Origin of the sequence: Candidatus Poriferisodalis sp. (genome assembly GCF_965208555.1) — a bacterium.
Lineage (GTDB): Bacteria > Actinomycetota > Acidimicrobiia > Acidimicrobiales > Poriferisodalaceae > Poriferisodalis.
Genome location: NZ_OZ242342.1, coordinates 3,314,857 through 3,339,867, shown reverse-complemented (window position 1 = coordinate 3,339,867; position 25,011 = coordinate 3,314,857). Strand labels below are relative to the sequence as shown.

Sequence of the window (25,011 nt, the reverse complement as noted above, 5' to 3'; positions counted from 1 at the left end):
TCTGAGCGAGGGAGACAGCATTCATGAGTGGTCGTTCATGGAACTGGCGAGAGCACCTGCTCGGAGCGGCATTGGCCGCCGCTGTGCTGGCAGGCGTGCTGGTGCCAGTGGTGCTGAGCACAGCCGACGCCGGCGCCCACCCACAGCGCGTGCGGCGCTGCTCGTTCGACCCGATCGCGGGTCAGCAGTGCTGGTGGGAGAACGTGCCGCACACTCACGCGCCACCGACCACAGCGGCTCCCACGACGCAACCGCCGCCATGCCAGCCATGGCCCAACTGCGGCCAGAACCCGCCACCGCCACCACCCCCTCCACCGCCGCCACCTCCACCACCCCCTCCCCCATGCCAGCCATGGCCCAACTGCGGCCAGAATCCCCCACCTCCTCCCCCACCCACCACGACGACCCAGCCACCCGGTAGCGGCCACCCCGGCGGCACCGACAACGAACAACCACCACCCACCACAACCACCACCCCACCCGGCAGCGGCCACCCCGGCGGCACCGACAACGAACAACCACCACCCACCACAACCACCACCCCACCCGGCAGCGGCCACCCCGGCGGCACCGACAACGAACAACCACCACCCACCACTGCGCCCCCGACTACTGCGCCTTCTACGACCCAGCCGCCGTCATGCCCTGCTGGCCAGGTCCCCAATCCCAACGGCAACGGCGGCTGCGTCGCCGACGACGAAGAGGAAGAACAGCAGCAAGAGGAGGAGGAGGAAGAAGAAGAAGAAGAAGAAGAAGAAGAAGAGCGCGACGAGGATCCTGAAGAAGGCGAAGAGCCAGCGGCCGAAGAGGAATGCGACCCGGGCGAAGTCCCGAACCCCAACGAAAACGGCAGCTGCATCTCGGATAACGAAGAGGATGACGAAGCCAAGAGCACGGTTTCGGAGGTGAGTCTCACGAATCCGGTGCCGATTGTGCTCACCAGCGAAGGCACGCAGGATGTGGGTGACTGCACTTTCGGCGCCGCGATTGCCGACACGCTTCATGACAGCGAGACAAACGTCGTGACCGGCAGCATCACCTACAAGGCCACGTGCCCCAACGTTCGCGCGGCGACACACCGCGGCTCTTCGATGTGCCTGCACGACGTCAGATTCGCTTCAGAGACTTCAGGCCGTGAGTCTTCGAGCGACCCCGAGCGTTTCCCGTCGCGGCACTGTCGCCGTTTCTTTGACGACCTGTGCTACGACGCCGATGATCCCTCCCAGCAGTACTTCCGTCCCAAAGACCCAGACGTCACAGAAGAGATGGAGATCTACGAATCCGACTTCCGCTGCGGCACTGCTGACGAAGTCTCAAACATCAAGACGCAGTCCGCCGTTCAACCGTCGACAGCGACCGTGACAGTGAGCTTCACCGTGCCCTTCGCGATCGATCTCGACGATGAATCGGTGCTCCGCCGTGACTTGTGGATCCGCGCCTACGACGCAGACTCGCCGACGCACTTCTATGGAGACCCGAGCCAGTACCCGGAAGTCTGCATCAAGATCTCCGTCGCCGGTACCGGTCATCCGCAAGACACCAGCGATCCCTGCCGGGACACATCGACATCTACAGCGACCCAGGAGCCACCCGGCACATCAAGCACTGGCTCATCGACATCGGCGCCAGCCAAGGTGACCGGCCTCGGCGCGGGAGCCAGCGGAGGTGCGATGTGGCTCGGGTGGCGTGATCTGTCAGGCAGCACTCCCACGATCAGCTATCGGGTACTTCGGACCGGACCAGATGGAGTCGAACAGCTCATCGCCACCGTGAGCGGAAACGCCTATGTTGACCGCAGCGGTGTGTCGGGCACGCAATACACCTACCGCGTGCAGGCGGTCACTGGCACAACAGCAGGTCCGGCATCAGAACCGACAAGCGCACGCTTTCCCTAGATGCAAGTGCGCGTAGCGCCAGCAGGAATCCGACGTAAGCATCGACCTGTTGGCCAGGTGCGAGGAATGGAGCAGTCATGAGCAACTACTCACTGAATTGGTGGTCGATGTTGTCGCGGTTTGTGCTGGCTGCGAGCGTGCTGGTCGGAGCGTGGTGGCTCGTAGAGGGAGTTCTGAGCGGCTCAGCAGCACACGCGCACAATTGTGTGGAGCGTTACGGCCCGGATGCGTACAGCTACGGGGAGGCGCCCGGCGCGAACAATGGACACGGACATTTCTGTGGCATACGCCAATCGCCCACGACCTCACCACCGACTACCGCGGCCCCGACAACGGCAGCTCCAACCACGGCGCCGCCGATCGACCGCACGGGTCAGCACTCGAGTCCGCACAGCTACTGGCACGGCGACCATTCTGATCGCAGCCACTGCGCTGACGGCAACCACTACTACCACGACCAGTACACCGAGGCCCAAGCCTGTGGAACGGCACCGCCCGCAGGCCAGCATCGAAGCCCGCACAGCTATGTCCACGACGATCATCCTGATCGCAGCCACTGCCCTGACGGCAACCACTACTACCACGACCAGTACACCGAGGCCCAAGCCTGTGGAACGGCACCGCCCGCAGGCCAGCATCGAAGCCCGCACAGCTATGTCCACGACGATCATCCTGATCGCAGCCACTGCCCTGACGGCAACCACTACTACCACGACCGGTACACCTACGCTCAGAGTTGTGGCCTCGACGAATGCGGCCCGGGAGAGGTTCGGAGTCCCATCGGGAACGGCAGCTGTATACCGTCGAATCCGTGCCCAGAGGGTCAAACCGGGCACTACCACCCGGCTGAGGGTGCAGACAGCAGGTATTGCCACGCGCACCCTCCACCAAGTGAGTGCGGGGAGTCATTCAGGAAGCACTCGTCCACAGGTTCCAACGACCACGTTTCGGCAAGCACGCCGCCGTGTGAGAGCGATTCAGATCAGGTCGACATTGGCGAGGTCGATACATCGACCGGCTTGCCGACAGCCAGCTACCCAGATAACGCTTATAAAACCGGCGCTTGTGTCTTTGATTCTGAGTATTCCAATGCTACGCGGGATTCAAGCGACAGGAACCGACTGGTCGGCGACGTGACGTACACCTTCCGCTGTACGTATCTTGAGCTGCCTGACACATTCCGCGGTGTCGGCATCTGTCTTGAGGATTACACCCTGAACGACAAGAAGTGTCACCGTTACTTCGATGCGAGCTGCTACTCATCCAGTGATTCGAGCCAAGCGTATATGCGCGACTTCTATCAAGACTGGGAAGCGCAGGTCGAGAATCTCGCGGAGGCCGGCAATATCTACGGCGACGATCACACATGCGGCTCCTCCGGAGGAGTGACGTTTGGTTCGGATGGCACGTCTTTCACGCTAGAAGTGGAGGTTGATACTTTCTATATCACCGACACTGATTCCCCCAACACTGTGGAACGGATTGTCTCGGGCTGGAGTGTTGAGGCTGAAGCTAATAAGCCCAAGATCAAGAGACTGCCAGTGCCAGGTGACATCACTCATTGGCATGGTTCATGGTCTGGGAACTGGCGAGGGGCCGTCACGCTGACCGACACCTTGACCTTTAGCGAGGTTGAAGGTGGCGACTTGCCGACGTTACCTGGGCTGCGCACGACACCTTCTGCCCCTACCGCGCCTACTACTACCACCACTGCTCCGGCTGCTGTGGGGTCCGTGACCGGGCTTGGTGGATCGGCAGTGGGCAATTCGGTTTGGCTCGGGTGGCGCGTGCCCACTACCGGCCCTGCACCCACCGCCTATCGCGTCCTGCGGGCCGCATCCGGCGGCACCGAGCAGGAAGTGGCCCGAGTCGGCGGCAACGCCTATGTCGACCGCAATGTGCAGTCCGGCGTGACGTACACCTATCGAGTACAAGCGATCAGCGGGACTCTCTCGGGTCCGATATCAGCAGCGGCCAACGTCACAGTTCCTTGACGGGGTTGAGAATGCCGCTGGCCAAAGGCGCCTGGCGTCGATTCGGGCGGAGGCAGGCGCCAATTGCTGAGGGTGGCCGTGGAGTCACCGCAGTCTTGGCGATCTGCGTCGCGCTTGCTGCGGCATGCGCGAGCACCGATGCAGCGGCTCCGGAACCGAGGCCGGTCGCCACGGTGGCTCCGGTCGAGGACGACGCGCTCGGTGCTTCGCCCGCTGATCGCGCCGGAGAGGTACATGTCCATGAGGATGGCTTCGTGCACACGCACGGGGCCGGTGCTCCGGAGGAGTGGATCGTCACCTACACCGCTGAGGGACTCTTCGTTCCCGAGCGGCTTGACATTCTGGCCGGTGACACCGTCACATTCGTGAACGAGTCCGACTGGGGGGTCTGGCCTGCGTCCAACATCCATCCGACGCACGAGATCTATCCCGAGTTCGATCCGCTGCGGGAGATACCGCCTGGCGAGTCTTGGTCATTCAGGTTCGACAAGAACGGATATTGGCGGTACCACAATCACAGCTACGCGAGCGAGACCGGATTGATTGTCGTCAGCGGCGCTCCTGACGAAGACTTGCTGCCGCTCGACATGAAGGTCGAGATAGTCCAGTTTCCAGCGCCGCCCGCTGATTCGGGTGGCGAGCGGATCATGACCGACGCGAACGCCCTCTATGACTATGTCGTCCAGTTCGGTCCAGCAGCCGCAGTTGCGGACTTGAAGACCACCGAGCTTCGTACAGGTCTCAACTGTCACAACGCCGCCCACGACGTCGGGCGGATCGCATACGAAGAGTTCGGCCCGGCGGCGTTTGTCATTGCCGGGCATGACTGTCAGGCAGGCGCTCTCCATGGGGCGATCGAGGCGCTGTTCGCAGAACGCGGCACGTCACGTCTCGCGGAGGACGTCGCGGCGGTCTGCTCCGCATCGGAGGACTCGTTCGTCATGCATCAGTGCCTGCACGGCGTCGGCCACGGGATCATGGCTTGGACGACCTACGAACTGCACGAGGCCCTGGCGATCTGCGATGTCCTCTCCGGCCAGCAGCACCGCGCGTCCTGTCACTCAGGTGTGTTCATGGAGAATGTCGTCGGCGGGTTGAGCGGTCTAATGGGTCACGAGACCTCGTACCTGCGGTTCGATGATCCCCACTTCCCATGCGACGTGGTGGAGTCCCGTTATGTGCCGGGCTGCTACTTCTACCAAACGTCGCACATGGTGAACGTGTACGCCGGCGACATGGCGTCGGTCGCCAAGGCTTGCTCCGAGGCACCTGAGCATGCCCAAAGTCACTGCTTCGCGTCGTACGGACGCGACGTGGGCGCAGTGACCCGCGGAGATCCCGAGGGCGCAGTCGCAATGTGCCGCCATGCCCCGGGCCCGTTCCGCTCGGCCTGCATCAACGGTGCCGTGCAAGATCGGTTCTGGGAGCCAGCGGGCGCCAATGAGGCGATTCGGCTGTGCTCGTTGGTGGACTCGAGCGAAGCGGCTGGATGCTGGGACACCATCATCGAACGCGCCAAGTTCATGCCGTACGACTCCGCGGCCCGTGCCGAGTTCTGCAACCAAGTCACAGACGAGGCGGCCCACATCCGATGCCAGCGAACGCTGGCGTCCTCTGATGGCTCGTAACTCGTTGAGGTGAGCGGCCGGCACTGGCTGCCTCGGAGGAATCAGATGAGTGAACAGAAGGTGTCCCGGCGTGCCGCTGTCTTCCTTGCGATTGCCAGCCTCGTCGGGCTGTCGGGGTTGATCTTGGCGGCGGTACTGCTCAATCGGGATTCGCAGGAAGCCGAACCGGTCGAATTGACATTCCAATCGGACGATGAACACGGCGCAGACAATGAATACAGCGCAGACGATGAACAACGCACTGACAGCGAGCGCAGCAACTCAAACCACAGTCACGGCGCGACCAGAGAGGCTGTGGGCAATCCGTCGATTGTGCTCAAGGTGCTGGAGGACCCGGCAAGCGGCTGGAACGTGTACGTGGAGGTGGACGACTTCCGGCTGGCGCCAGAGCGGGCATCCACCGAGCACATCGACGGCGAGGGGCACATGCACCTGTACGTCGACGGCGAGAAGGTCGCCCGTCTCTATGGGCAATGGCATCATCTCGACCATCTCGACCCGGGTGATCACGAGGTGCGGGTCGAGCTCTCAGCGAACGACCACGTGACGCTTACCCGCGACGGGAAGCCGATCTCCGCAGCTGTGGAGGTGTCGGTCACGTCGGCCGCTGGACCCTCGCCGCCCCCTACTCCCCCAGCGGCCGGCCTGCGGCAGGGCGAGATTCATATTCACGAGGACGGTTTCTCCCACACCCACGGGGCTGGGGCGCCAGAGGAGTGGGTCGTCACCTACACATCTGGGGGCATCTTCGTTCCGGAACGCCTGGAGATCGTGACCGGCGACACGGTCACGTTTGTGAACGAGTCCGAATGGGGCGTCTGGCCGGCTTCCAACATCCATCCGACGCACGAGATCTATCCCGAGTTCGATCCATTGCGCGAGATACCGCCAGGGGAGTCCTGGTCATTCAAGTTCACCCGACGCGGCACATGGCGCTATCACAATCACAGCCTCGCTTCCGAGACGGGGGTCATCATCTCCTCCGGCGGTCCCGAGGAGGCGCTGGCTCCCTTGGATCTCGACGTCGATATCCCGAAGTTCGCCGACCCGCCCGCAGACATCGACCCCGTGGCACTCCTTGAGAATCTTGACCTGTTGGAGTTGTACGTTTCGATGTACGGGCCTGACGCCGCCGTGCATGCGCTGCGCGAAGCGACCGAATCGACTGGCGTCAGATGCCATGACATGGCACACCAAGCAGGCAGGGTGAGCTACCAGCTCTTCGGAGTGGCGGCGTTCACGATCACGCCGCACGAATGCGACTCGGGAGCGATCCACGGTGTTCTCGAGGCATTGTTCGCCGAGCGTGGCACCGCCCATCTTGAGGCAGACATGCGAGCCGTTTGCAGCGGCATGAACCGGTACCGGGCCGACGACTGCTACCACGGTGTCGGCCACGGGATCATGGCTTGGACTGGCTATGAGCTGCACGAGTCGCTGGGGATCTGCGACACGCTCGACGAGCCGGATAGGAACCCCTGCTACTCGGGGGTGTTCATGGAGAACGGCGTCGCCGGCACCTCTGGTCTGTCTGACCACTCGTCGGAGTACATCAGCTTGGTGGATCCTCACTATCCGTGCAACGAGGTCGCGCAGCGGTACGTGCGGGCGTGCTACGACTGGCAGCCTTCGAATCTGCTGCTGCACATGAAGCTCACCGCCGACGAGCTCATCGAGTTCTGCACCGGTGACCTGATGGGCGAGGTGCGGGGCCTGTGCGTGCGTTCCTGGAGTTCATTTCATGCGAACTCCAACTCACTGTGGTCCGACGCAAACGGACTAGCGGCGCTGTGCGACAGCGATCGCTTGACCGATGGCGATCGCCACGACTGCGTCGACGGCGTGTACATGTCTCGATTCTCCGAATCAGCCTCAGCTGCGGTGATGACCGGATTCTGCTCAGCTCTGGACCGTCGCCCCCCACAGCAGCGTGAGTTGGCAGATAGGTGCTGGGCCGGACTGCTGCGACTCGCACCGCTAGTGCTCGATGAGCCCGAGACCATCGACACGTTCTGCGGATCGATTCCTGACGCCACGCGCCGCAAGGAATGCGAAGCCGCCTTGGGCTGAACGCATCGCCGGAGCAGACAGGCTCGGACTAGTCCTGGAGCTCGGGCAGCGCCGGCGGGGCGGCTGACGCCGTGACGCGAGCCAGGCCACCGTCGACCACGAGCGTCTCGCCGGTCACGTAGCGGGATGCGTCGGACGCGAAGAACAGCACCACGTCGGCGATGTCATCGCCGAATCCCCAACGCTTGAGCGCAATCTGGCCAGCCAGGTCTTCGATCAAGCCCGGCACGTTGTTGCGGGCGTCTTCCCAGATTGCCGTGGCGATGAGGCCAGGCGCGATGGAGTTCACCCGGATGCCGTCGGGGCCCCAGTCCGCTGCGAGCGCTCGAGTCATGGCGTCAACGGCACCCTTGGTGCCCGCGTAGGCGACACGGCCAAGCGGACCGTGCACCCCGGCGACGGAACTGATGTTGATGATCGAACCGCCCCCACGGCTGATCATCGACGGCGCCAAGCCGACGCTGAGCATCACCAGCGATCGCACGTTGATCGAGAAGACCAAGTCGAAGTCAGCTTCGGTGAGCTGCTCCGGCGTGCGGCGCATGGGTATGCCGGCGTTGTTGACCAACACATCCACCCCGTCGACTTCGCTGAGGATGCGCCGTGCCAAGTCGGTGCCGGCACCGGCTGGGGCCAGGTCGGCGGTGAGCACCACAGGATCGTGCTGCAACTCAGCAGCGACGTGTTCGAGGTCTGAGGTGGTGCGCCCGGTCAGCACCACCCGAGCGCCTGCGGCGTCCAGCGCCCGCGCACTGGCCTCGCCGATGCCCCGGCTGGCCCCGGTGACCACCGCCACCTTGCCGTCCAGCCAATGTTCGGCACCCTGGGGACTGTGTGTGCTGCCTGCGGAAGTCATGCGCGCAAGCTAACGCGCCACGCCTGCCGTGGAACGGGCAGGGCTTTGCGTTCAGGGGGTGTGTGCGGCCAGGAAGGCGGCGAACTGTTCCATCGCGGCTGTTCTGCCGCTGCCGTCCATCCAGTCCTCGATCATCGTGGAGTTGGGTGCGGCCTCGTGAACAATCCGAGACGACGACTCGGGGTGGTACAGGTCGTTGCCGAGCAGCACCAAGAGCGGCGTCTGGACGGTCGCAACGAAGTCCCGGTCCACGTTGAACAGGAGATTGTCGCCGTCGTACATGTTGGAGCGGAACCGATTCCAAGCTGCATCGTCCGCCTCGGGATGGTCGTCGCGGATCGCTTGCGCCCAGTCGTCGAACATGTCGTAGAAGGCGTGACGGTTCTCGTCGAGCCCGATGGTCTGGAACAGCGTGGCGCTGGCGACCCTCTCGGGCGCTGCCTGGATCAACCCCATGATGTACGGGCCGCCGATGCACATGCCCGCCAGATGGAACTGCTCGCAGCCGAGATGGTCCATGAGCGCCAGCTGATCGGCCGTGTAGGTGGCCCAGCCGTCGTCAGCCGAGACCGGGGCGGTCGAACGGCCGGCATTGCGCTGGTCCATCGCGATCACCCGGTAGCGGTCCGACAGCTGGGTGACGGGGTTCCACAGTGTGTGCTCCCAGAAGGACGCCGCCGAGCGCATCCCTCCCGGAGCGATCAGCAACAGGGGGAAGCCCGAGCCGTAGTCGTCGTAGTGGATGTCCACGGAGCCACGTGTGAAGTTCGCCATGGCGCCAGTCTGCCGCAACGATGCTCCCGCGGCCGAGGCGACCCGCGAGTGCGGCGCAGCGCTGCACTATCGTGCGGCGGCGATGATGCGCCTGACCACCTCTGACGGCGAGCACGCCGTGCTCCACAATCTCGGCGGCCACGGAACGCCGCTGCTCATGACGCATGGCAACGGCCTCAACGCCGGCATGTGGGCCACCGTGGTGCCGCACCTGCAGGACACGTTCCGGTGCTGGGGGCTGGACTTTCGCGGCCACGGGGCTTCGCGGCCACAGCATGACGGCATGTCCGTGGAGCGGTCGCACTTCGTCGAAGAAGTGCAGAGCGCCGTGAACGCCCTCGGCGGCGAGCCGATGCTGGCTGTCGGTCATTCGCTGGGCGCCGCCAGCTTGCTGCTGGCCGAGCTGAATCACCCGGGCACCTACCGGGGCCTGTACCTCTACGAGCCCGTGCTGGTCCCCGACGGTTTCCCCATGCCCGATTCCGATCACGAGCTGGTGGTGGCATCGAGACGGAGGCGCATCCGGTTCGCAACGGTCGACGAGGCCTACGAGCGGTTCGTTTCCAAGCCGCCCTTCTCGCACTGCGAGCCCGCCGCAGTCAGGGCCTATGTCGAGATCGGCACCTATCCCTCGGGCGATGACGCAGTGCGGCTGTCATGCTCGGGTGACACCGAGGCCCGCATCTACGAGTCAGGCGAGCCTGTGGACTACAGCACCTTCGGTGCCGTGACCTGCCCGACGGTCGTCGCACGCGGCGACTCCCCCGCTATGTGGAACACGATCCCACCGCAGGTCGCGCAGCCCATTGCCGAAGCCCTCGGCAACGGTCGCCTGGAGGCGTTCGCTGAGCTGAGCCACTTTGGCCCGATGGAGAACGGCGAACGAGTCGCCAAGGCCATCCGCGCTCACCTGGAGCCCCTCGTCGCCGCGTAGGCGGCGAGCAGCAAGCACAGCGGCGCAGCTGCGAGCAGCAGGCACCGCGCTGCAGAGATCTAGGCGGCTGCGGGAAGCGAGTCCGGGTCGAGGTCGTAGAGCTCGAGCACGTTGCTCCAGACCATCTGTTCCTTCTCGTCGTCGGGAACGCCCGAGAGGATCTCGTCGAGGATCGGCCGCGAGTTCGGCCAGATCGAGTCGTGGTGCGGGTAGTCGTTGCCCCAGAGCAGATTGCCGACGCCGATCGAATGCCGCGTCGCGACGCCTTCCACGTCGTCCTCGAAGGTGACCCAGAAGTTCCGGTCGAAGTACTCCGAGGGCTTCATGGTGAGCTCGTCGGACACCTCCCAGGGTGTGCGATACGCCGCATGGTCGAGGCGCTGTTTGAAGTGGCCAACCCAGCCGGTCTCGTACTCGGCGCACACGAACCGCAGGTCAGGGAATCGCTCGACGACCCCGCCGCAGATCAGATCGATGATCGTGTTGGCGATGGTCGTATGCGCGAGCGTGTAGCCCTTCAGGTGGCCTCCCGGCGTGCCCCAGTGCTCGGGCATCCCGCCCTCGAGGCTGGACCCGGTGAAGATGTGCATAGTGAGCGGCACGCCGAATTCCTGGGCACGGGCCCAGAACGGGTCGAAGTCGGGGTGGCAGTACGGCTTGGCGGGGTCGACGTGGGCGGGGATGGCGAAGCCGCGCACGCCGAGCTGGGCCGAGCGGTCGATCTCGGCGATGGCCCGCTCCACGTCGGGCAACGGCAGGCAGCCGACGCCGATGAGCCGGTTGCGGTCCACCGAGCAGTAGTCGAGCACCCAGTCGTTGTGGTTCCGGAACGCCGCGTCGCGAACCTCGTCGTCGGGAATCGCAAAGGTGAACATCGACAGGCTCGGGTACATGACCTCGCCCACGATGCCGTCCTGAGCCTGTTCGTCGAGCCGAGCGGTCGGATCCATCACACCGGGGTTGAAGCCGTCGTAGCCCCGCTCGATGCGAGCGTGGGTGGCCGGGTCGGACAGGCTGGCGCCCGCGATGCCCAAGCGGCCTACCGGGACCGGGCGGATGCCGCCCGGAAGCACGAGCCACGTGCCCGGCTTGTCGTTGTAGTCCTTGCTGATGAACGGTGCCCGATCGCCGAACCTGTCCGTCAATCCCGCATAGATCTCGGCTGCCTCGACTACGTGCGAGTCGCACGAGTAGTACCGCATCGCTCTCCCCTATCGGCGCTGGCGCGCCTGACCGGCATGTGCGGCCCACAGTACCAGCGGCCTCACATGGCCTTCTTGTGAAACAGTGTCGCCATGCGTGCTTTGGAAGTGCAGTCCTTGACAGGCCCAGCCGGCGTCGCCGTCGTGAATGCTCCCGAACCGGTGGCCGATGCAGACGGCGCCTCGGTCATCGTCGACATCGTCTGCGGTGGCGTGTCGTTCCCCGACCTGCTCCAGAGCCAGGGTCTCTACCAGTACCGCCCCGACCCGCCCTTCCGGCCGGGGATCGAGGCCGCGGGCGTCGTGCGCTCAGCACCTGCCGACTCGGGCTATGCGGCGGGTGACCGGGTGTGCGTATGGTCGAACGGCTGCCTGGCCGAGGTGGTGGCGGCCAAGCCACGCGATCTGTTTGCGCTGCCCAGCGAGCTCTCATTCGAAGAGGGCGCCGCGCTGGTCATGAATTACCAGACCGCTGTGTTCTGCATGATCGACCGGGCAGGCCTGCGCGAGGGCGAATCGGTGCTGGTGCTGGGCGCATCGGGTGGCGTGGGCACCTCGGGTATCCAGGTGGCGAAGGGAGTCGGTGCCGGTCCCGTGATTGGCCTGGTTTCGACCGAGGCCAAGGGCGAGATCGCCCGAGCGGCCGGGGCCGATCACATCGTGCTCATCAGCGACACTTGGAAGGACGAGGTGCGCGAGCTCACCGGCGGTCGAGGCGTCGACATGACCTACGACCCAGTCGGCGGAGACCGCTTCCTCGACGGCATCCGGGCGCTGGCGCGCTTCGGACGGCTCGTCGTGGTCGGGTTCGCGGCTGGCGAGATCCCGACCGTGAAGGTCAACCGGCTGCTGTTGCGCAACGTGAGCCTTGTCGGTGCCGCTTGGGGCGAGGCCGTGGCTGCCGACCCGACGATCCCCGCCCGCATCCACGAGCGCCTGCTCGGCATGATCGCGTCGGGTGCGGTGAAGCCGCCCATCGGGCAGGTGCTGCCCTTCGAACAGAGCGCCGAGGCCTACCGGCTGCTCGACGAACGCGAAGCCGTCGGCAAGGTGCTCGTGCGGATGCGCCCCGACCCTTCGTAGCGCACGCGTCCGGTTGCTCAGCCGGCAGGAAAGTCGCGGGCGAGCAGGGCCATCGACACCGCCACATAGGCAGCGTCCTCACCGACGTTGTGGCCGCCAGCGCCCTCGCTGCGGGTCACGGCCTGTTCGCTGTTCTCCACCGTGACCAAGCCGAAGCCAACCGGCACGCCAGTCTCCAGCTGAACGGCCATCACACCCTGTGCGGCGCCCTCGCTGACCAGCTCGTAGTGGGTGGTCTCCCCGCGGATCACGGCCCCGATGACGACGATGGCATCGACCTGCCCGCTGCGAGCGAGCACCTGTGCCGCGAACGGGATCTCGAAGCACCCTGGCACCGTCACCTCGGCGGTGCGAATGGCCGCTAGCTCGTGGAGTCCCCTCTCCACCCCTGCAGCCAGCCGGTCCACGATCTCGGGATTCCACGTCGCTCGCACGATGCCGACACGGAGTCCCGCACCGGCCCCTGCCGCTGGCCTGCTGGCACGCTGATCGCCGCTCGCCACGCCTGCACGGTATCCCCCACAGCGCAGGGGGCGGCCCCAGACGGCGCGCCTACGCTGGGCGGATGGCCCCCAGGCGCGCCCGGCTCGCAGCCGACATCGGCGGCACCTTCACGGACATCGCGCTCGAAGTCGGCGCCGACGGCGGTCCCGGCGAGCTGCACACCACGAAGGTGCTGACGACCTCGGAAGCACCAGCCGATGCCGTGCTCGACGGCGTCCAGACGGTTCTTGCAGCCGCCGGCGTCGAGCCCGCCGACGTAGAAGTGTTCATCCACGGCACGACGCTCGCCACCAACGCGCTCATCGAGCGTCGCGGCGCTCGCACAGCGCTGCTCACGACTCAAGGCATTCGCGATTCGGTCGAGATGGCCCACGAGAACCGGTTCGAGCAGTACGACCTGTACATGCGACGGCCCGAGCCGCTCGTGCCGCGCAACCGGCGTATCGGCATTCCCGAGCGGCTCGCGGCCGACGGCAGCGTGCTGCTGCCCCTCGATGAGGACGCCATCCGGGACGCTGCCGAGAAGCTTGCCGCCGACGGCGTGACGTCGGTTGCGGTGGGCTACCTGCACTCATACCTCGACGACCGGCACGAGCAGCGCACTGCCGAGATCCTGGCGGATTGCTGGCCCGAGGCGACCGTCACGCTGTCGGCCGAGGTGTGCCCCGAGATCCGCGAATACGAGCGGTTCTCCACCGCCTGCGCCAATGCGTACATCGCACCGCTCATGCGGCGGTACTTGACCGACCTCGACGGGCGACTCACGAAGCTCGGCCTGGGCTGCGAGCTGTTTCTCATGATGTCGGGCGGGGGGCTCGGGACGCTCGCTGAAGCACTGCGCTTCCCGGTGAGGCTGATCGAGAGCGGTCCCGCCGGTGGGGCGCTGCTGGCCGCAGAGCTGGCTCGGGGACTTGACTGCGAACGGGCGCTCAGCTTCGACATGGGCGGCACCACCGCCAAGCTCTGCATCGTCGAATCCGGCCAGCCGCGCACCAGTCGTGAATTCGAAGTCGGGCGCGAGTACCGCTTCCTGCCGGGCAGCGGGCTGCCGCTGCGCCTGCCGGTGATCGAGATGGTGGAGATCGGCGCCGGCGGCGGATCGATCGCCAGCGTGGACGCACTGGGTCGGATCACGGTGGGTCCGGCCAGCGCGGGTTCCGAGCCTGGTCCTGCTGCGTACGGCCGCGGCGGCACTGAGCCCACGGTGACCGATGCGGACGCGGTGCTGGGCAGGCTCCTGCCGGAGCGCTTCGCCGGCGGCACGCTGACGTTCGACGCTGAGGCTGCTGCCAAGGCGGTCACTGCGGCTGTGGCAGAGCCAGCCGGCTTGCAGACCACGGTTGCTGCCATCGGCATCTCCGAGGTCGTGGACGAGAACATGTCCAACGCCGGCCGGGTTCACGCCGCCGACCAGGGCTGCGACATCAGCCGCGGCACGCTGATCGCCTTCGGCGGAGCCGCCCCGCTGCACGCCGCCGGCGTGGCCGCCAAGCTCGGCATCGACGACATCGTGGTCCCTGCGGGAGCCGGTGTCGGATCGGCGATCGGCTTCCTGCGCGCCCCGGTGTCCCACGAATCGGTCCGCACCCGCCACGCCCGCGTCAGCGAGCTGACCGCCGCGGCGCTGGCCGATCTGCTGGGTGACATGGCCGACGAAGCCTTCGGCATCGTGCGCGCCGCCGCGCCTGACGCCCCCACCAGTACCCGGGTGCGGGCGCTCATGCGGTACCGCGGCCAGGGTCACGAGATCAACGTCGACATCGATGCAGCAGGGCTGCTCGCTGATCGTGACGGCGGCGACATCCCCGCACCGAACGACGCTGAGCTTCGTGCGCAGCTGCAGACGGCGTTCACCAAGGCGTACCAGCAGCTCTACACCCGCCATATCGGCAATCTCGAGGTCGAGGTGCTGAGCTGGCTGCTCGAAGTTCGCACTCCCGGACCCGAGGCGGCACCGCTGCGCGTCAACACAGCCGCCGAGGCCGTCACGCCGTCGGCGACCACGCCGGTCGTCGACACCAGCACCGGACGGGCGGTCGACCATGCGACATTCGAACGGGACGCGCTCGGCGAGGGCAGTTGGCTGGTCGGCCCTGCGCTCATCACCGAAGACCAGACCACCACGGTCGTGCCCGCAGGATTCGTGGCCGCGGTCACGGCTGGCGGGCACCTGCGGCTCAGCACTGCGAACACGCCAGCCGGTGCCGGGCGGCTCGCCGACGCCCACGCAGAGACCCAGGCACACAGCGGTGCCGCCGGCACGGTCGATCTGGATGCTGTGCGCCTCGGCGTGCAGTGGAACCGCCTCATCTCGGTGACCGAGGAGCAGGCACGGGCACTGGTCCGCGCCGCATTCAGCACCTCGACTCGCGAGGCCGGTGACCTCTCTGCCGGCATCTTCGACCCGCAGGGGCGGATGCTTGCCCAGTCCGTCACCGGCACGCCGGGCCACGTCAACTCAATGGCCTACTCGGTGCTGCACTTCCTGGAGCGCTTCCCGGCCGCCGAGATGCGCCCCGGCGACATCTTCCTCACCAATGACCCGTGGAAGGGCACCGGGCACCTGTTCGACATCGTCGTGGTCACGCCGGCGTTCCGCCACGGCGAGCTGGTGGCGCTGTTCGCCTGCACCAGCCACGTCGTCGACATCGGCGGGGCCGGCTTCACCACCGACTCGAAGGAGGTGTACCACGAGGGCCTGTACCTGCCGATCCTGAAGTTCGCGACCGACGGCGTCTTCGATCCGAACGTGGTGGCGATCATCGAGGCCAACGTCCGCGACCCCGTGCAGGTCATCGGCGACATCCATTCCCTGGCTGCCTGCAACGAGACCGGCGCGGCCCGCCTGATCTCGATGATGGACGAGTACGGCATGGCGGACCTGGACGAGCTGGCCGACCACATCATCACGTCGTCGCACCGGGCGATGCTCGACGCCATCGGCGAGCTGCCGTCGGGCACGTGGCACTCGACGATGCGGGTCGACGGCATGGAACAGCACATCGACATCGTGTGCACGCTGCGGGTCGCCGGTGACGGCATCGAGGTGGATTTCGACGGCACCGGGCCGCAGTCCAGCTGGGGCATCAACGTGCCGATGGCCTACACCGATGCCTATACGTCCTTCGGCGTTCGCTGCATCATCGGCCCTGACATCCCGAACAACACCGGTTCGCTCGACGCCGTCAGGGTCCGGGCACCCGAGGGCTGCATCCTCAATGCTCCGCATCCGGCGGCGGTGAATGTGCGACATGTCATGGGCCAGCTGCTGCCCGACGCCGTGTTCGGCTGCCTGGCGCAGGTTGTGCCCGAGCGGGTGCCGGCCGAAGGCACCTCGTCGCTGTGGAACCTGCTCGGCACGGGAATGTGGGAGCCTGACACCGGCGTCAGCACCACGAATCGCTCCCAGACGTCGGTCGGCCAGCGCAACGGCGAGAGCACCCGCAGCAGGCTCGAGCGGTACATCCTGATGAGCTTCCACTCCGGCGGCGCCGGCGCCCGCCCTCGTGCGGACGGCTTGTCAGCGACGGCGTTCCCCAGCGGGGTGCGCAACATGCCAGTGGAGGTCAACGAGATCGGCACGCCGCTGGTGTTTTGGCGCAAGGAGTTCCGCACCGACTCGGGCGGCCCGGGAAAGCACCGTGGCGGGCTGGGGCAGATCATCGAGCTCGAGAACCGCCAGGGGCGTGATTTCTCGATCAGCGCGACCTACGAGCGGACGGTGTTCGCGGCACGGGGTCGACATGGCGGCGGGCCGGGTGCGCTAGGTCGCTTGTCGCTCGACGACGGCGCCGAGGTGCGCGCGAAAGGACGCTCGGTGATCCCGGCAGGTCGGCGCCTGATCGTGGAGTTTCCCGGAGGCGGCGGTTACGGCGACCCGTCCGATCGCAGTCCCGACGCCGTGGCACGTGACGTGCAGCTGGAATTCACTTCTGCTCGGCCAGATACAGCGCGATAATCCTGCGTTGGCGTTGGTCTTCAGCGCCTGAATCCCCGACGAGCGCTAGGAAACCCTCTCGATGAACGCATCAGCGGACGCCACCACTGTCGCCGAGACTGCGGACAGCGATCCCACCCGCCATCGCAGCGCTGCCGAGCTCGAAGCGGCTCTTGGTCACATTCGCGAGGCCCCTGCCGACAGCGGCACGATCGAACTCATCGTCCGGCGCCCCGCGGAAGACGCACGTGAAGTGCTCGACGTGGCCGAGATCAACGAGGCCGAAGGCATCGCGGGCGACACGTGGAACCAGCGCAGCTCCCCGAGATCACCCGATGGCGGTCCGCACCCGGACGCACAGCTCACCATCATGAACGCTCGTGCGGCTGCCGCCGTCATCGGTCCGGTCGAGCGCTGGCCGCTCGCAGGCGACCAGATCTACGCCGACCTCGACATCAGCCACGAGACGCTGGTAGCCGGCACCCGGCTGGGCATCGGCGACGCCATCGTGGAGGTCACGGCCAAGCCGCACAGGGGCTGCGCCAAGTACGCAGCCCGATTCGGCAGTGACGCCCTGCGTTTCGTGAACACCGGCGAGGGCCAAGCCCTGCGCATGCGCGGCGTCAACTGCCGCGTCATCCAGCCCGGCACCGTCCGGGTCGGCGACGCCATCACCCGCCTCTGACAGCTGGCTTCCGTCCCAGAAGCATCTCGCAAGCCCAAGGGCGCACCTACAGCACCGATCGGTGTGTCACCGCTGCTGCCCGACGGCTGCGGCGCTGGCCGCGCACCACGCCACAGCGCGTTCTGAGAATGATCCATAGCGCGTTTCGGGAGTTAGTCTAGTCATTGGACTAAGCTAGACAAGACCATAAACGTGAAATCCATTTGGAAGGGCTGAGATTTCATGGAACCATCGCGTGTTGTGAATGTGCACGAAGCCAAGACGCATCTCTCGAAGCTGTTGAGCCGGGTGGAGGCAGGCGAAGAAATCGTGATTGCACGAGCCGGCAAGCCCTGCGCCCGCCTCGTGCCCTACGTGCCGCCGCCATCCCGGCGGATGCCTGGCAGGTTCCGCGGGATCAAGATCCCTCCCGAGTTCTTCGACCCGTTGCCCGACGATGAACTTGCCCTTTGGGAGGGCGAATGAACGACCTCCTGCTTGACACGCACGCGTTGTTGTGGTGGTGGACTGATCATCCGTCACTCTCAGCAGTCGCCCGCGAAGCGATCTCAGACGAAGAAACCCTGGTGTTTGCGAGCGCCGTGAGCGCATGGGAGATGGCAACCAAGGCGAGGATGGACCGGCTGGGTGAATTCAGCGACCTCGTTCCACACTTCGGCGAGTCAGTCACCGCAGACGGCTTCTTGCATCTTCCAGTCATACACGAGCAAGCACTGATGGCAGGCAGCTATGAAGCTGCACACAAGGATCCGTTCGACCGGATGCTGGCAGCGCAGGCCGAGCGCGAGTCGCTGACCCTCGTGACCGCCGACCGTGCGTTCGAGGACTTCCCCATCGCCACACTGTGGTGAAGCGACGCAGCTTGTGATGGCCGTGCCGGCCGCGTTCAGGTCAGGGGGCGGTGGCGGGGAGTTGTGAGGGGCGGCTGAAGACTTCGTCGAGCAGGGGGCGGAAGTCCTCGACGGCCAAGTTGGGGTACTTCGGGTCGAAGCAGTTCTGGTCGTAGTTCTCGCAGAAATCCACGCAGGCGTCGAAGTGGGGCGACTCTAGGCACTGCTCCCGGGCATCTCGGTCGCCGCCGAGGTGGTGGAAGTAGTAGTAGCCCTGAAAGAGCCCGTGGTGGGCAATCACCCAGTGGGTGCGCTCGTCGACGTAGGGCTGCAGTACCGCAGCACCGGCAGCGCTGTGATTCTCCGGCGCGAACGCATCGCCGATGTCATGCAGCAGCGCTGCGGCCACCAAGTCAGTCGATTCGCCGTTCCTCAACGCCCTCGTTGCCGACTGGAGGCTGTGGTCGTAGCGGTCGATCTGGTAGCCCAGCGTCGGTCCCCGCAGGCACTGCAGGATGTTCAGCAGGTTGTCGACCAGCCCCGATCGGACATGTGCGTAGTGCTGGCTGTCCAAGAACGCGTAGTCGTCGGCGGTGCCGTGCTCCATGGCCGTCCAGGACACGATGCGGTCGGCGTCCTGACTGCCCATGACAACCCGATCCGTCAGCCCTTCACCGGGGTGCGCCAGCCAAATGGATCTGGCGCAGCGCCGATCTGGATATCGACCAGCGCCTGGCGCAGCCGCATGGTGTTGGCGCCGGGCTGACCGTCGCCCACCGTCAGCGTCTTGCCCTCGTACAGGATCGTTCCGACCGGTGCCAGCACTGCCGCCGTCCCCGACAGGAAGGCCTCGCCCCGCTCAGCCCACTCGACGAGCTCCTCGGGGTCGATCGACCGCTCCTCGATCTCGTAGCCCAACGATGCGGCCAGCTCGATGACCGACGACCGCGTGACGCCATGCAGGAACGACTCGTCGAGGTGACGGGTCACGACCCGCTCGTCATCGACAAGGAAGAAGTTCGACGCGCCGGTCTCGGTGATGTCACCGTCGGTGGCAAACAGCATCTGATCGATGGCCTCGTTGCCGGCCATGGCATCGAGCGTCGGGGCGAGCGCCATCGCATAGTTGCCGCCGCACTTGACCATGCCGAACTGCGGGACGGTGCGGGGGATCTCGGTCTCGACCAGCAAGGTCAGAGGCCGCACGCCGCCCTTGAAGTAGTCACCCACGGGGCAGTTGACGACGTACAGCAGCGCGCTGCGCGTCGGACGAGCCGCGGCACCGATGTCTGGCTCGGTGCCGATCAGCGTTGGGCGGATATAGAGCGAACCGGGCGGATCGGGCACTTCGCCGGCGTTGGCCTCGACGGCGTCGATGGACATCTGATGCAGCACGTCGCCGTCGATCGCCGGCAGCCGCAGCCGCTCCGCGCTCGCGACCATGCGTGCAACATGGCTGTCCAGCCGGAAGATCGCCAATGACCCGTCAACCTGGCGGTGCGCTTTCAGCCCTTCGAAGATGGCGCTGCCGTAGTGCAAAACGTGGGCCGCGGGGCTGATCGAGAAGTCGCCGAAGGGCTCTGCTACGCCGCCGTAGACGTACGGCCCGTCATCGGCACGCGCCGTTGTCATCCAGTCGCAGAAGATGGTCCCGAACGGGACCGTGAACGGGTCGGGCTTTTCAGTCACCGGCGCTCCATCTGAAGTGTCTCGGAGCCGCAGCAGCACCCGAGTCATGCGAATCGTATCGCCGGGCTCCACCCGCACCGGGGAGAATTTGGAACCGACTGTCTCGGCCCGGTCCCGCAGGGCCGTCGTTGCGTACGCTGCGGCCCATGACACAGAACGATCCGATGCAGTTGACCGAGTCGGTCCGCCTTGAGCGCCGTGACGACGTGGCGCTGCTCATCGTGAACAACCCGCCCGTCAACGCGCTGAGCTATCACGTGCGCCAAGGCCTCATCGACGGCATGGCAGCGGCCGAGGCCAGCGACGCCACAGCCATCGTGCTGATCTGCGACGGGCGGACGTTCATTGCCGGCGCCGACATCACCGAGTTCTCCCAGCCGCCGAAGCCGCCCGGCCTCGTGCCGGGCCAGGAGGCCATGGAGAACTGCAGCAAGCCGGTGGTGGCAGCAATCCACGGCACCGCACTCGGCGGCGGGCTCGAGGTCGCGCTGTGCGCGCATTTCCGGGTGGCCATCAGCACCGCACAGTTCGGCCTGCCCGAGGTGAAGCTGGGCCTGCTGCCCGGCGGCGGCGGCACGCAGCGGCTGCCGCGCATCACCGGTCCCCAGCGGGCGCTCGAGATCATGGTCAGCGGCAACCCCATCGGCGCCACCGAAGCGCTGGAGTGCGGTCTGATCAATGAGATCGTGGGCGACTCGCTCGCCGACCTGGAGGCTGGCGCGGTGGCGTTCGCGCGCCGAGCCGTGGCCGAAGGCATGCCCCGCCCACGTATCCGGGACCGCAACGACCGCCTCGAGGGCTTCGGCGCCGAGCAGTTCGCAGCGTTCCGAGCCTCGATCGCCCGGCGCACTCGCGGCTTCGAGGCCCCCGACTGCATCGTGCGCTGCGTAGAAGCAGCGGTCGAGTCCGGCGCCAGCGGCGATTTCGAGGCCGGGCTTGCCGCCGAGCAGCGCATCTTCGGCGAGCTGATGGGCAGCTCGCAGGCCAACGCGCAGCAGTACTACTTCTTCGCCGAGCGAGCGGCTCAGAAGGTGCCCGACGTGCCCCGCGACACGCCACAGGTCGACATCGGACGTGTCGGCATCCTGGGAGCGGGAACGATGGGCGGCGGCATCGCCATGAACTTCGCCAACATCGGCATCCCGGTAACACTCGTGGAGCGCGACGAAGCGAGCCTCGAGCGCGGCCTCGCTGTGGTGCGGCGCAACTACGAGCGCACTGCAGCGCGGGGCGGCATCTCCTCCGACGACGTGCAGACCCGCATGGATCTGCTGCATGGCTCCATCGACATGGGCGATTTCGCGGACTGCGACCTGATGATCGAAGCCGTCTTCGAGAACATGGATCTCAAGAAGAACGTGTTCGCGCAGCTCGACAGCATCTGCAAGCCGGGCGCGGTACTGGCCAGCAACACCTCTGCGCTGAACGTGAACGAGATCGCCTCGGCCACGTCACGTCCCGAGGACGTCATCGGCATGCACTTCTTCTCCCCCGCCAACGTCATGCGGATGCTCGAGGTCGTGCGTGGCGACGCCACCTCGCACACGGCGATCGCCACCGCCATGTCGATCGGCAAGCGCATCGGCAAGACGCCGGTGCTGTGCGGCGTCTGCTACGGCTTCATCGGCAACCGGATGCTGTTCATGCGGGGCATCGAGGCCGAGAAGATGCTGCTGGAGGGTGCCACGCCAGCGCAGATCGACAAAGTGGTGTACGACTTCGGCTTCCCGATGGGGCCGTTCGCCATGAGCGACCTTGCCGGGCTCGACGTGGGCTGGAACGAAGCCACGTCGTCGAGCTCGACGGTGCGCGAGGTGCTGTGCGAGTCGGGTCGCCGGGGCCAGAAGAACGGCCGCGGCTACTACACCTACGACCCAGACACTCGGGCGTCGACGCCCGATCCGGAGGTCGAGCAGATGATCCGCGACTTCGCCGCTGAGCGGGGGGCGGTGCTGCGGGATGTCACCGACCAGGAGATCCTCGAACGCTGCCTGTACCCGATGGTCAACGAGGGCGCCAAGATCCTCGACGAGGGCATCGCGCTGCGGGGCAGCGACGTCGACGTCACCTGGATCAACGGCTACGGCTGGCCCATCTACACCGGCGGGCCGATGTACTGGGCCGATGAGATCGGGCTCGACGAGGTGCTGGGCCGTATCCGCCACTACGACGAGACCCTGGGCGGCGACCACTGGACGCCGAGCCCGCTGCTGGAGCGGCTGGCGGCCGAGGGCGGCTCGCTGGCCCGTCACGAGATCTGACCGCGAGAGGCTGGCGGACAGAATCGCCTGCAGCCAGAATCAATGGCGGGGCCGACCGAGGGAGAATCCAGTGCTGACCTTCGAGTCCATCCATCCTGACTTCGGCGCCAAGGTCAGCGGCATCGATCTGTCGCAGCCCCTCGACAGCGCGGCAGTTGCCGAGCTGCGTGTGGCCATCGACAGCTACTCCCTGCTCCACTTCCCCGACCAGCAGATGTCCGACGAAGCGCAGCTTGCGCTTACCCGCAGCCTCGGCGAGCCCGAGCCGAACCATGTGGTGTTCGGCAAGACGGGCAAGGTCGAGTACTTCGGCACGATCGGCAACGTCATCGACGCCGACACCAAGCGGGACGAGTCACACCCGCTGACCCACAACCAGAAGGGCAACAACCTCTGGCACTCGGATTCGTCATTCCGGCTCGTGCCGTCGTATGTGTCGATCCTGTGCGCCTACGAAGTGCCCGGCGAGGGCGGCGAGACCCTCTACGCCAGCCAGCGCGCCGCCTTCGCCCGGCTCAGCCCCGAACAGCAGGCCGAAATCGACGACCTGGTAGTGCTGCACGACTACGTGTTCAGCCGGACCAAGGTCGCCCCGGTGGATCCGAACCATGCAGCGTCGCTGCCGCCAATCCCCCAGAAGCTGGTGCGCACCAACCCGAACAACGGGCTCCGGAACTACTACGTCGGCTCGCACGCCCGCTCGATCGTGGGCTGGCACGGCGTCGACAGCCGCCGGCTGATCGACGAGCTCAACGAGGCCGCGACCCGCTCACAGGACGAGTACGCGCACCGCTGGAGCCCCGGCGACGTCGTCATCTACGACAACCGCTGCCTGCTGCACCGCGGCGCCGGCTACGACGCCGACCGCTGGCGGCGCTACATGCGCCAGACCCGCGTCCAAGGCGCCGGCCCCACCCTCGACGAGTAGGGCGCCGACGTCAGGCCCGCGGCTCGGCTAACGAGCACGCGGCTACGACGCCGGGAGATATGCGTCGAGTGCGTCCCTGATGACCTGGCTTTCGGTCACGTGCTGAGCTGCGGCTCGCTCTTGGATACGGCGCTTGTAGCTCGGCGGTGCCCGGAACGTGTACACCTCGGCCCTCGCCTCGCCAAGCCTCGGGGAACGCCGACGAGTCTTGCGAATGGAGGCCAGTTCGGCGGGTGCGAGCTCCCGATGCTCAAAGTCAGCGGCGATCGCAGTGATCTCGTCGTCATTCAACGAGTCGCGCCGGTTGGTGGTGTCGTTGTCGTCGCTCATGGTTGATCCTGCGTGAGGTAGGCGCGGAATACGGGCCGCAGTGGCATGGCATGGATGACGAGGTCGGCGTCGTCGGCTTGCAGGTAGAGAATCTCGAGCAGGTTGCCTGCTAGGTCGGGACCGATGCAAAGGCTCTTGGTCGGCTCGTGTTCGACGTCGATGTCATAGAAGCCCATGGCATTGTCCCAACCGTGCAAGATCTCCTCGTCGGTCAGGCCATGACGGTAGCCCGACTCATGGATCCACAACCTTAAACGTAACACGTTTAAGCGGGCCACGGTGTGCTGACTCAGCGAGCAGCGGGCTCGTCACGACGAGCCAGTTGCCGAGCCAGATCCTCCGCCCAAGCGACGGTTTCGGGATCGGGCTCGCCCAGTTCAGCAAGCAGTTCCGCCGCATCCGCCTTCGCGAGAGCAATCAGATCCTGACGTTGAACCTCTTTGCGGACGGCCTTCTCCAGCAGTTCGGAGACCGGCAGCCTGCGCGCCTTGACCTCCGCGCACAGCGGCTTCGGGAGCGACACCCGCACCTTCGGCATGTCCATAGTCTCGCACCCCCTCGTCCGCGCCTGATCTTCGCGCCCGAGCCGACGGAACCGGAACCGATTTAGCTCGCGGCGGGTTCGGTCGAACCGTAGAGCTCCTCTGCTGCACGCCTTGCCCAAGCGATATCCGATGGACGGGGCTCGTCGATCCTGTCAAGCAGGCCCACCACATGTTCGCCGTCAGACTCGAGCAGGTCTTGGCGCAGTATCTCTCGGCGGATGGCCTTCTCCAGCAGTTCGGAGAGCGACAGTCCGTGCGCCTCGACCTTGTCGAGCAGCGGTTTCGGCAGCGACACCCGCACCTTCGGCATGTCCACAGTCTCGCAACCTCCGTCCGCACCTGATCTTCGCGCCCGAGTCGACGGAACCGGAAACGATTTTCCGTGGGGAACGTCGGCGGGTCTTACGGATGATGGCCAGTTCGGCAGGCGCGAAGTCCCGATTCTCAAACTCTGAGGCGAGCGCGCCGATCTCGTCGTCCCTCAACTACGAACAGGCACTGGGCAATGCGCTCATGCACTCGCACGCGCTCAAGCTCGGGGACGACAGCAGCCGCCTGCGCAGCGTCGCCGATCTCGAGACGAGCGACTGCTGATCCTCCTTATGTGAATTCCCTCACATAATGCTCACGTGATTGCCGCGTTCTGCATATAGGCACGCACTACGTTGCGCAGCCGATGTCGGCAGCCCGCGCTTCCGCCGGGCGCTCGCAGGAGGTCTGTTGATGCTTCAAGGAAGACGCACGGTCTTGACGCGGGCTGTTTGGGCGCTGGTGGCTGCGATACTCGCCGCGGCGAGCGTGGCCAGCCCGAGTGCCGCAACGTCGCAGCCGACTCCTCCGGTCGCGCCGACTGGATTGAAGGCGGC

Annotated in this window: 23 protein-coding genes; 13 read left to right on the top strand and 10 right to left on the bottom strand. The window is 65.9% G+C overall.

Annotation, left to right across the window (positions count from 1 at the left end; genetic code table 11):
• The first annotated feature begins 23 nt into the window (after positions 1–23).
• The 4 genes from ACOGXE_RS15260 (at position 24) to ACOGXE_RS15245 (ending at position 7,587) form a co-directional block, all read left to right on the top strand.
• Positions 24–1,895, top strand: a complete 1,872-nt coding sequence (locus ACOGXE_RS15260; RefSeq protein WP_419931748.1) for a hypothetical protein — start codon at positions 24–26, stop codon at positions 1,893–1,895.
• A 1,019-nt stretch (positions 1,896–2,914) separates the two neighbouring features.
• On the top strand, positions 2,915–3,889 hold the full coding sequence (locus tag ACOGXE_RS15255; RefSeq protein WP_419931747.1) for a hypothetical protein: 975 nt from the start codon (positions 2,915–2,917) through the stop codon (positions 3,887–3,889).
• Between the two features lie 254 nt (positions 3,890–4,143).
• A complete protein-coding gene (locus ACOGXE_RS15250; RefSeq protein WP_419931746.1) occupies positions 4,144–5,517 on the top strand; it encodes a cupredoxin domain-containing protein in 1,374 nt (457 codons plus the stop codon).
• 45 nt (positions 5,518–5,562) lie between these two features.
• Positions 5,563–7,587, top strand: coding sequence for a cupredoxin domain-containing protein (locus ACOGXE_RS15245; protein WP_419931745.1), 2,025 nt, complete (start codon positions 5,563–5,565; stop codon positions 7,585–7,587).
• 28 nt (positions 7,588–7,615) lie between these two features.
• Here ACOGXE_RS15245 and ACOGXE_RS15240 read toward each other — a convergent pair whose 3' ends face one another.
• Positions 7,616–8,443: an SDR family NAD(P)-dependent oxidoreductase gene (locus ACOGXE_RS15240; RefSeq protein WP_419931744.1), complete on the bottom strand. Its 828-nt coding sequence runs from the start codon at positions 8,441–8,443 to the stop codon at positions 7,616–7,618.
• Between the two features lie 51 nt (positions 8,444–8,494).
• Entirely contained in the window at positions 8,495–9,217 is a 723-nt protein-coding gene (locus ACOGXE_RS15235; RefSeq protein WP_419931743.1) for an alpha/beta fold hydrolase, read from the bottom strand.
• Between ACOGXE_RS15235 and ACOGXE_RS15230 the strand changes: the two genes are divergently transcribed.
• Complete coding sequence (locus ACOGXE_RS15230) at positions 9,204–10,151, top strand: alpha/beta fold hydrolase (protein WP_419931742.1); 948 nt, start codon at positions 9,204–9,206, stop codon at positions 10,149–10,151. The genes ACOGXE_RS15235 and ACOGXE_RS15230 overlap by 14 nt on opposite strands.
• Before the next feature lie 59 nt (positions 10,152–10,210).
• Here ACOGXE_RS15230 and ACOGXE_RS15225 read toward each other — a convergent pair whose 3' ends face one another.
• Complete coding sequence (locus tag ACOGXE_RS15225) at positions 10,211–11,353, bottom strand: amidohydrolase family protein (RefSeq protein WP_419931741.1); 1,143 nt, start codon at positions 11,351–11,353, stop codon at positions 10,211–10,213.
• A gap of 93 nt (positions 11,354–11,446) precedes the next feature.
• On the opposite strand from ACOGXE_RS15225, the gene ACOGXE_RS15220 reads away from it, so the two are divergent.
• Complete coding sequence (locus ACOGXE_RS15220; protein WP_419931740.1) at positions 11,447–12,436, top strand: NADPH:quinone oxidoreductase family protein; 990 nt, start codon at positions 11,447–11,449, stop codon at positions 12,434–12,436.
• 17 nt (positions 12,437–12,453) lie between these two features.
• Here ACOGXE_RS15220 and ribH read toward each other — a convergent pair whose 3' ends face one another.
• Positions 12,454–12,939, bottom strand: coding sequence for a 6,7-dimethyl-8-ribityllumazine synthase (ribH, locus tag ACOGXE_RS15215; protein WP_419864572.1), 486 nt, complete (start codon positions 12,937–12,939; stop codon positions 12,454–12,456).
• A 62-nt stretch (positions 12,940–13,001) separates the two neighbouring features.
• On the opposite strand from ribH, the gene ACOGXE_RS15210 reads away from it, so the two are divergent.
• From ACOGXE_RS15210 to ACOGXE_RS15195, 4 genes are all read left to right on the top strand, one after another.
• Positions 13,002–16,898, top strand: coding sequence for a hydantoinase B/oxoprolinase family protein (locus tag ACOGXE_RS15210; protein WP_419931739.1), 3,897 nt, complete (start codon positions 13,002–13,004; stop codon positions 16,896–16,898).
• A 61-nt stretch (positions 16,899–16,959) separates the two neighbouring features.
• Positions 16,960–17,562: an MOSC domain-containing protein gene (locus ACOGXE_RS15205; protein ID WP_419931738.1), complete on the top strand. Its 603-nt coding sequence runs from the start codon at positions 16,960–16,962 to the stop codon at positions 17,560–17,562.
• Between the two features lie 222 nt (positions 17,563–17,784).
• On the top strand, positions 17,785–18,027 hold the full coding sequence (locus tag ACOGXE_RS15200; protein WP_419931737.1) for a type II toxin-antitoxin system Phd/YefM family antitoxin: 243 nt from the start codon (positions 17,785–17,787) through the stop codon (positions 18,025–18,027).
• Positions 18,024–18,413 (top strand): type II toxin-antitoxin system VapC family toxin, encoded by a 390-nt coding sequence (locus tag ACOGXE_RS15195; protein WP_419864568.1) that lies wholly within the window; start codon positions 18,024–18,026, stop codon positions 18,411–18,413. The genes ACOGXE_RS15200 and ACOGXE_RS15195 overlap by 4 nt, the downstream gene beginning before the upstream one ends.
• A gap of 40 nt (positions 18,414–18,453) precedes the next feature.
• Here the strand turns inward: ACOGXE_RS15195 and ACOGXE_RS15190 are convergent, their stop codons facing one another.
• Together ACOGXE_RS15190 and ACOGXE_RS15185 are read right to left on the bottom strand one after the other, a co-directional pair.
• Positions 18,454–19,041, bottom strand: a complete 588-nt coding sequence (locus ACOGXE_RS15190) for an HD domain-containing protein (protein ID WP_419931736.1) — start codon at positions 19,039–19,041, stop codon at positions 18,454–18,456.
• 14 nt (positions 19,042–19,055) lie between these two features.
• Positions 19,056–20,081, bottom strand: a complete 1,026-nt coding sequence (locus ACOGXE_RS15185) for a branched-chain amino acid aminotransferase (RefSeq protein ID WP_419931735.1) — start codon at positions 20,079–20,081, stop codon at positions 19,056–19,058.
• Between the two features lie 146 nt (positions 20,082–20,227).
• Between ACOGXE_RS15185 and ACOGXE_RS15180 the strand changes: the two genes are divergently transcribed.
• Together ACOGXE_RS15180 and ACOGXE_RS15175 are read left to right on the top strand one after the other, a co-directional pair.
• Positions 20,228–22,342 (top strand): 3-hydroxyacyl-CoA dehydrogenase NAD-binding domain-containing protein, encoded by a 2,115-nt coding sequence (locus tag ACOGXE_RS15180; protein WP_419931734.1) that lies wholly within the window; start codon positions 20,228–20,230, stop codon positions 22,340–22,342.
• Positions 22,343–22,412: 70 nt separating this feature from the next.
• Positions 22,413–23,270, top strand: coding sequence for a TauD/TfdA dioxygenase family protein (locus ACOGXE_RS15175; protein ID WP_419931733.1), 858 nt, complete (start codon positions 22,413–22,415; stop codon positions 23,268–23,270).
• A gap of 42 nt (positions 23,271–23,312) precedes the next feature.
• On the opposite strand, the gene ACOGXE_RS15170 is transcribed toward ACOGXE_RS15175, so the two are convergent.
• The 4 genes from ACOGXE_RS15170 to ACOGXE_RS15155 all read right to left on the bottom strand — a co-directional run bounded on the left by ACOGXE_RS15170 (position 23,313) and on the right by ACOGXE_RS15155 (position 24,455).
• Positions 23,313–23,600, bottom strand: coding sequence for a ribbon-helix-helix protein, CopG family (locus ACOGXE_RS15170; RefSeq protein WP_419931732.1), 288 nt, complete (start codon positions 23,598–23,600; stop codon positions 23,313–23,315).
• Positions 23,597–23,848: a hypothetical protein gene (locus ACOGXE_RS15165; RefSeq protein ID WP_419931731.1), complete on the bottom strand. Its 252-nt coding sequence runs from the start codon at positions 23,846–23,848 to the stop codon at positions 23,597–23,599. Before ACOGXE_RS15165 ends, ACOGXE_RS15170 begins: the two co-directional genes overlap by 4 nt.
• 41 nt (positions 23,849–23,889) lie before the next feature.
• Positions 23,890–24,144, bottom strand: coding sequence for a hypothetical protein (locus tag ACOGXE_RS15160; protein WP_419931730.1), 255 nt, complete (start codon positions 24,142–24,144; stop codon positions 23,890–23,892).
• Between the two features lie 62 nt (positions 24,145–24,206).
• The gene (locus ACOGXE_RS15155) at positions 24,207–24,455 is read right to left on the bottom strand and encodes a hypothetical protein (protein WP_419931729.1); all 249 of its coding nucleotides are present in this window, start codon (positions 24,453–24,455) and stop codon (positions 24,207–24,209) included.
• 98 nt (positions 24,456–24,553) lie between these two features.
• On the opposite strand from ACOGXE_RS15155, the gene ACOGXE_RS15150 reads away from it, so the two are divergent.
• The gene (locus ACOGXE_RS15150; protein ID WP_419931728.1) at positions 24,554–24,739 is read left to right on the top strand and encodes a hypothetical protein; all 186 of its coding nucleotides are present in this window, start codon (positions 24,554–24,556) and stop codon (positions 24,737–24,739) included.
• Positions 24,740–25,011: the final 272 nt, after the last annotated feature.

What these genes read in the sequence shown, in the direction of transcription:
- ACOGXE_RS15260 (WP_419931748.1), top strand. Translation starts at nt 24, where the DNA reads ATGAGTGGTCGTTCATGGAACTGGCGAGAGCACCTGCTCGGAGCGGCA.
- ACOGXE_RS15245 (WP_419931745.1), top strand. Translation starts at nt 5,563, where the DNA reads ATGAGTGAACAGAAGGTGTCCCGGCGTGCCGCTGTCTTCCTTGCGATT.
- ACOGXE_RS15240 (WP_419931744.1), bottom strand. Translation starts at nt 8,443, where the DNA reads ATGACTTCCGCAGGCAGCACACACAGTCCCCAGGGTGCCGAACATTGG.
- ACOGXE_RS15235 (WP_419931743.1), bottom strand. Translation starts at nt 9,217, where the DNA reads ATGGCGAACTTCACACGTGGCTCCGTGGACATCCACTACGACGACTAC.
- ACOGXE_RS15225 (WP_419931741.1), bottom strand. Translation starts at nt 11,353, where the DNA reads ATGCGGTACTACTCGTGCGACTCGCACGTAGTCGAGGCAGCCGAGATC.
- ACOGXE_RS15220 (WP_419931740.1), top strand. Translation starts at nt 11,447, where the DNA reads ATGCGTGCTTTGGAAGTGCAGTCCTTGACAGGCCCAGCCGGCGTCGCC.
- ACOGXE_RS15210 (WP_419931739.1), top strand. Translation starts at nt 13,002, where the DNA reads ATGGCCCCCAGGCGCGCCCGGCTCGCAGCCGACATCGGCGGCACCTTC.
- ACOGXE_RS15205 (WP_419931738.1), top strand. Translation starts at nt 16,960, where the DNA reads ATGAACGCATCAGCGGACGCCACCACTGTCGCCGAGACTGCGGACAGC.
- ACOGXE_RS15200 (WP_419931737.1), top strand. Translation starts at nt 17,785, where the DNA reads ATGGAACCATCGCGTGTTGTGAATGTGCACGAAGCCAAGACGCATCTC.
- ACOGXE_RS15195 (WP_419864568.1), top strand. Translation starts at nt 18,024, where the DNA reads ATGAACGACCTCCTGCTTGACACGCACGCGTTGTTGTGGTGGTGGACT.
- ACOGXE_RS15190 (WP_419931736.1), bottom strand. Translation starts at nt 19,041, where the DNA reads ATGGGCAGTCAGGACGCCGACCGCATCGTGTCCTGGACGGCCATGGAG.
- ACOGXE_RS15180 (WP_419931734.1), top strand. Translation starts at nt 20,228, where the DNA reads ATGACACAGAACGATCCGATGCAGTTGACCGAGTCGGTCCGCCTTGAG.
- ACOGXE_RS15170 (WP_419931732.1), bottom strand. Translation starts at nt 23,600, where the DNA reads ATGAGCGACGACAACGACACCACCAACCGGCGCGACTCGTTGAATGAC.
- ACOGXE_RS15160 (WP_419931730.1), bottom strand. Translation starts at nt 24,144, where the DNA reads ATGGACATGCCGAAGGTGCGGGTGTCGCTCCCGAAGCCGCTGTGCGCG.
- ACOGXE_RS15155 (WP_419931729.1), bottom strand. Translation starts at nt 24,455, where the DNA reads ATGCCGAAGGTGCGGGTGTCGCTGCCGAAACCGCTGCTCGACAAGGTC.
- ACOGXE_RS15150 (WP_419931728.1), top strand. Translation starts at nt 24,554, where the DNA reads ATGATGGCCAGTTCGGCAGGCGCGAAGTCCCGATTCTCAAACTCTGAG.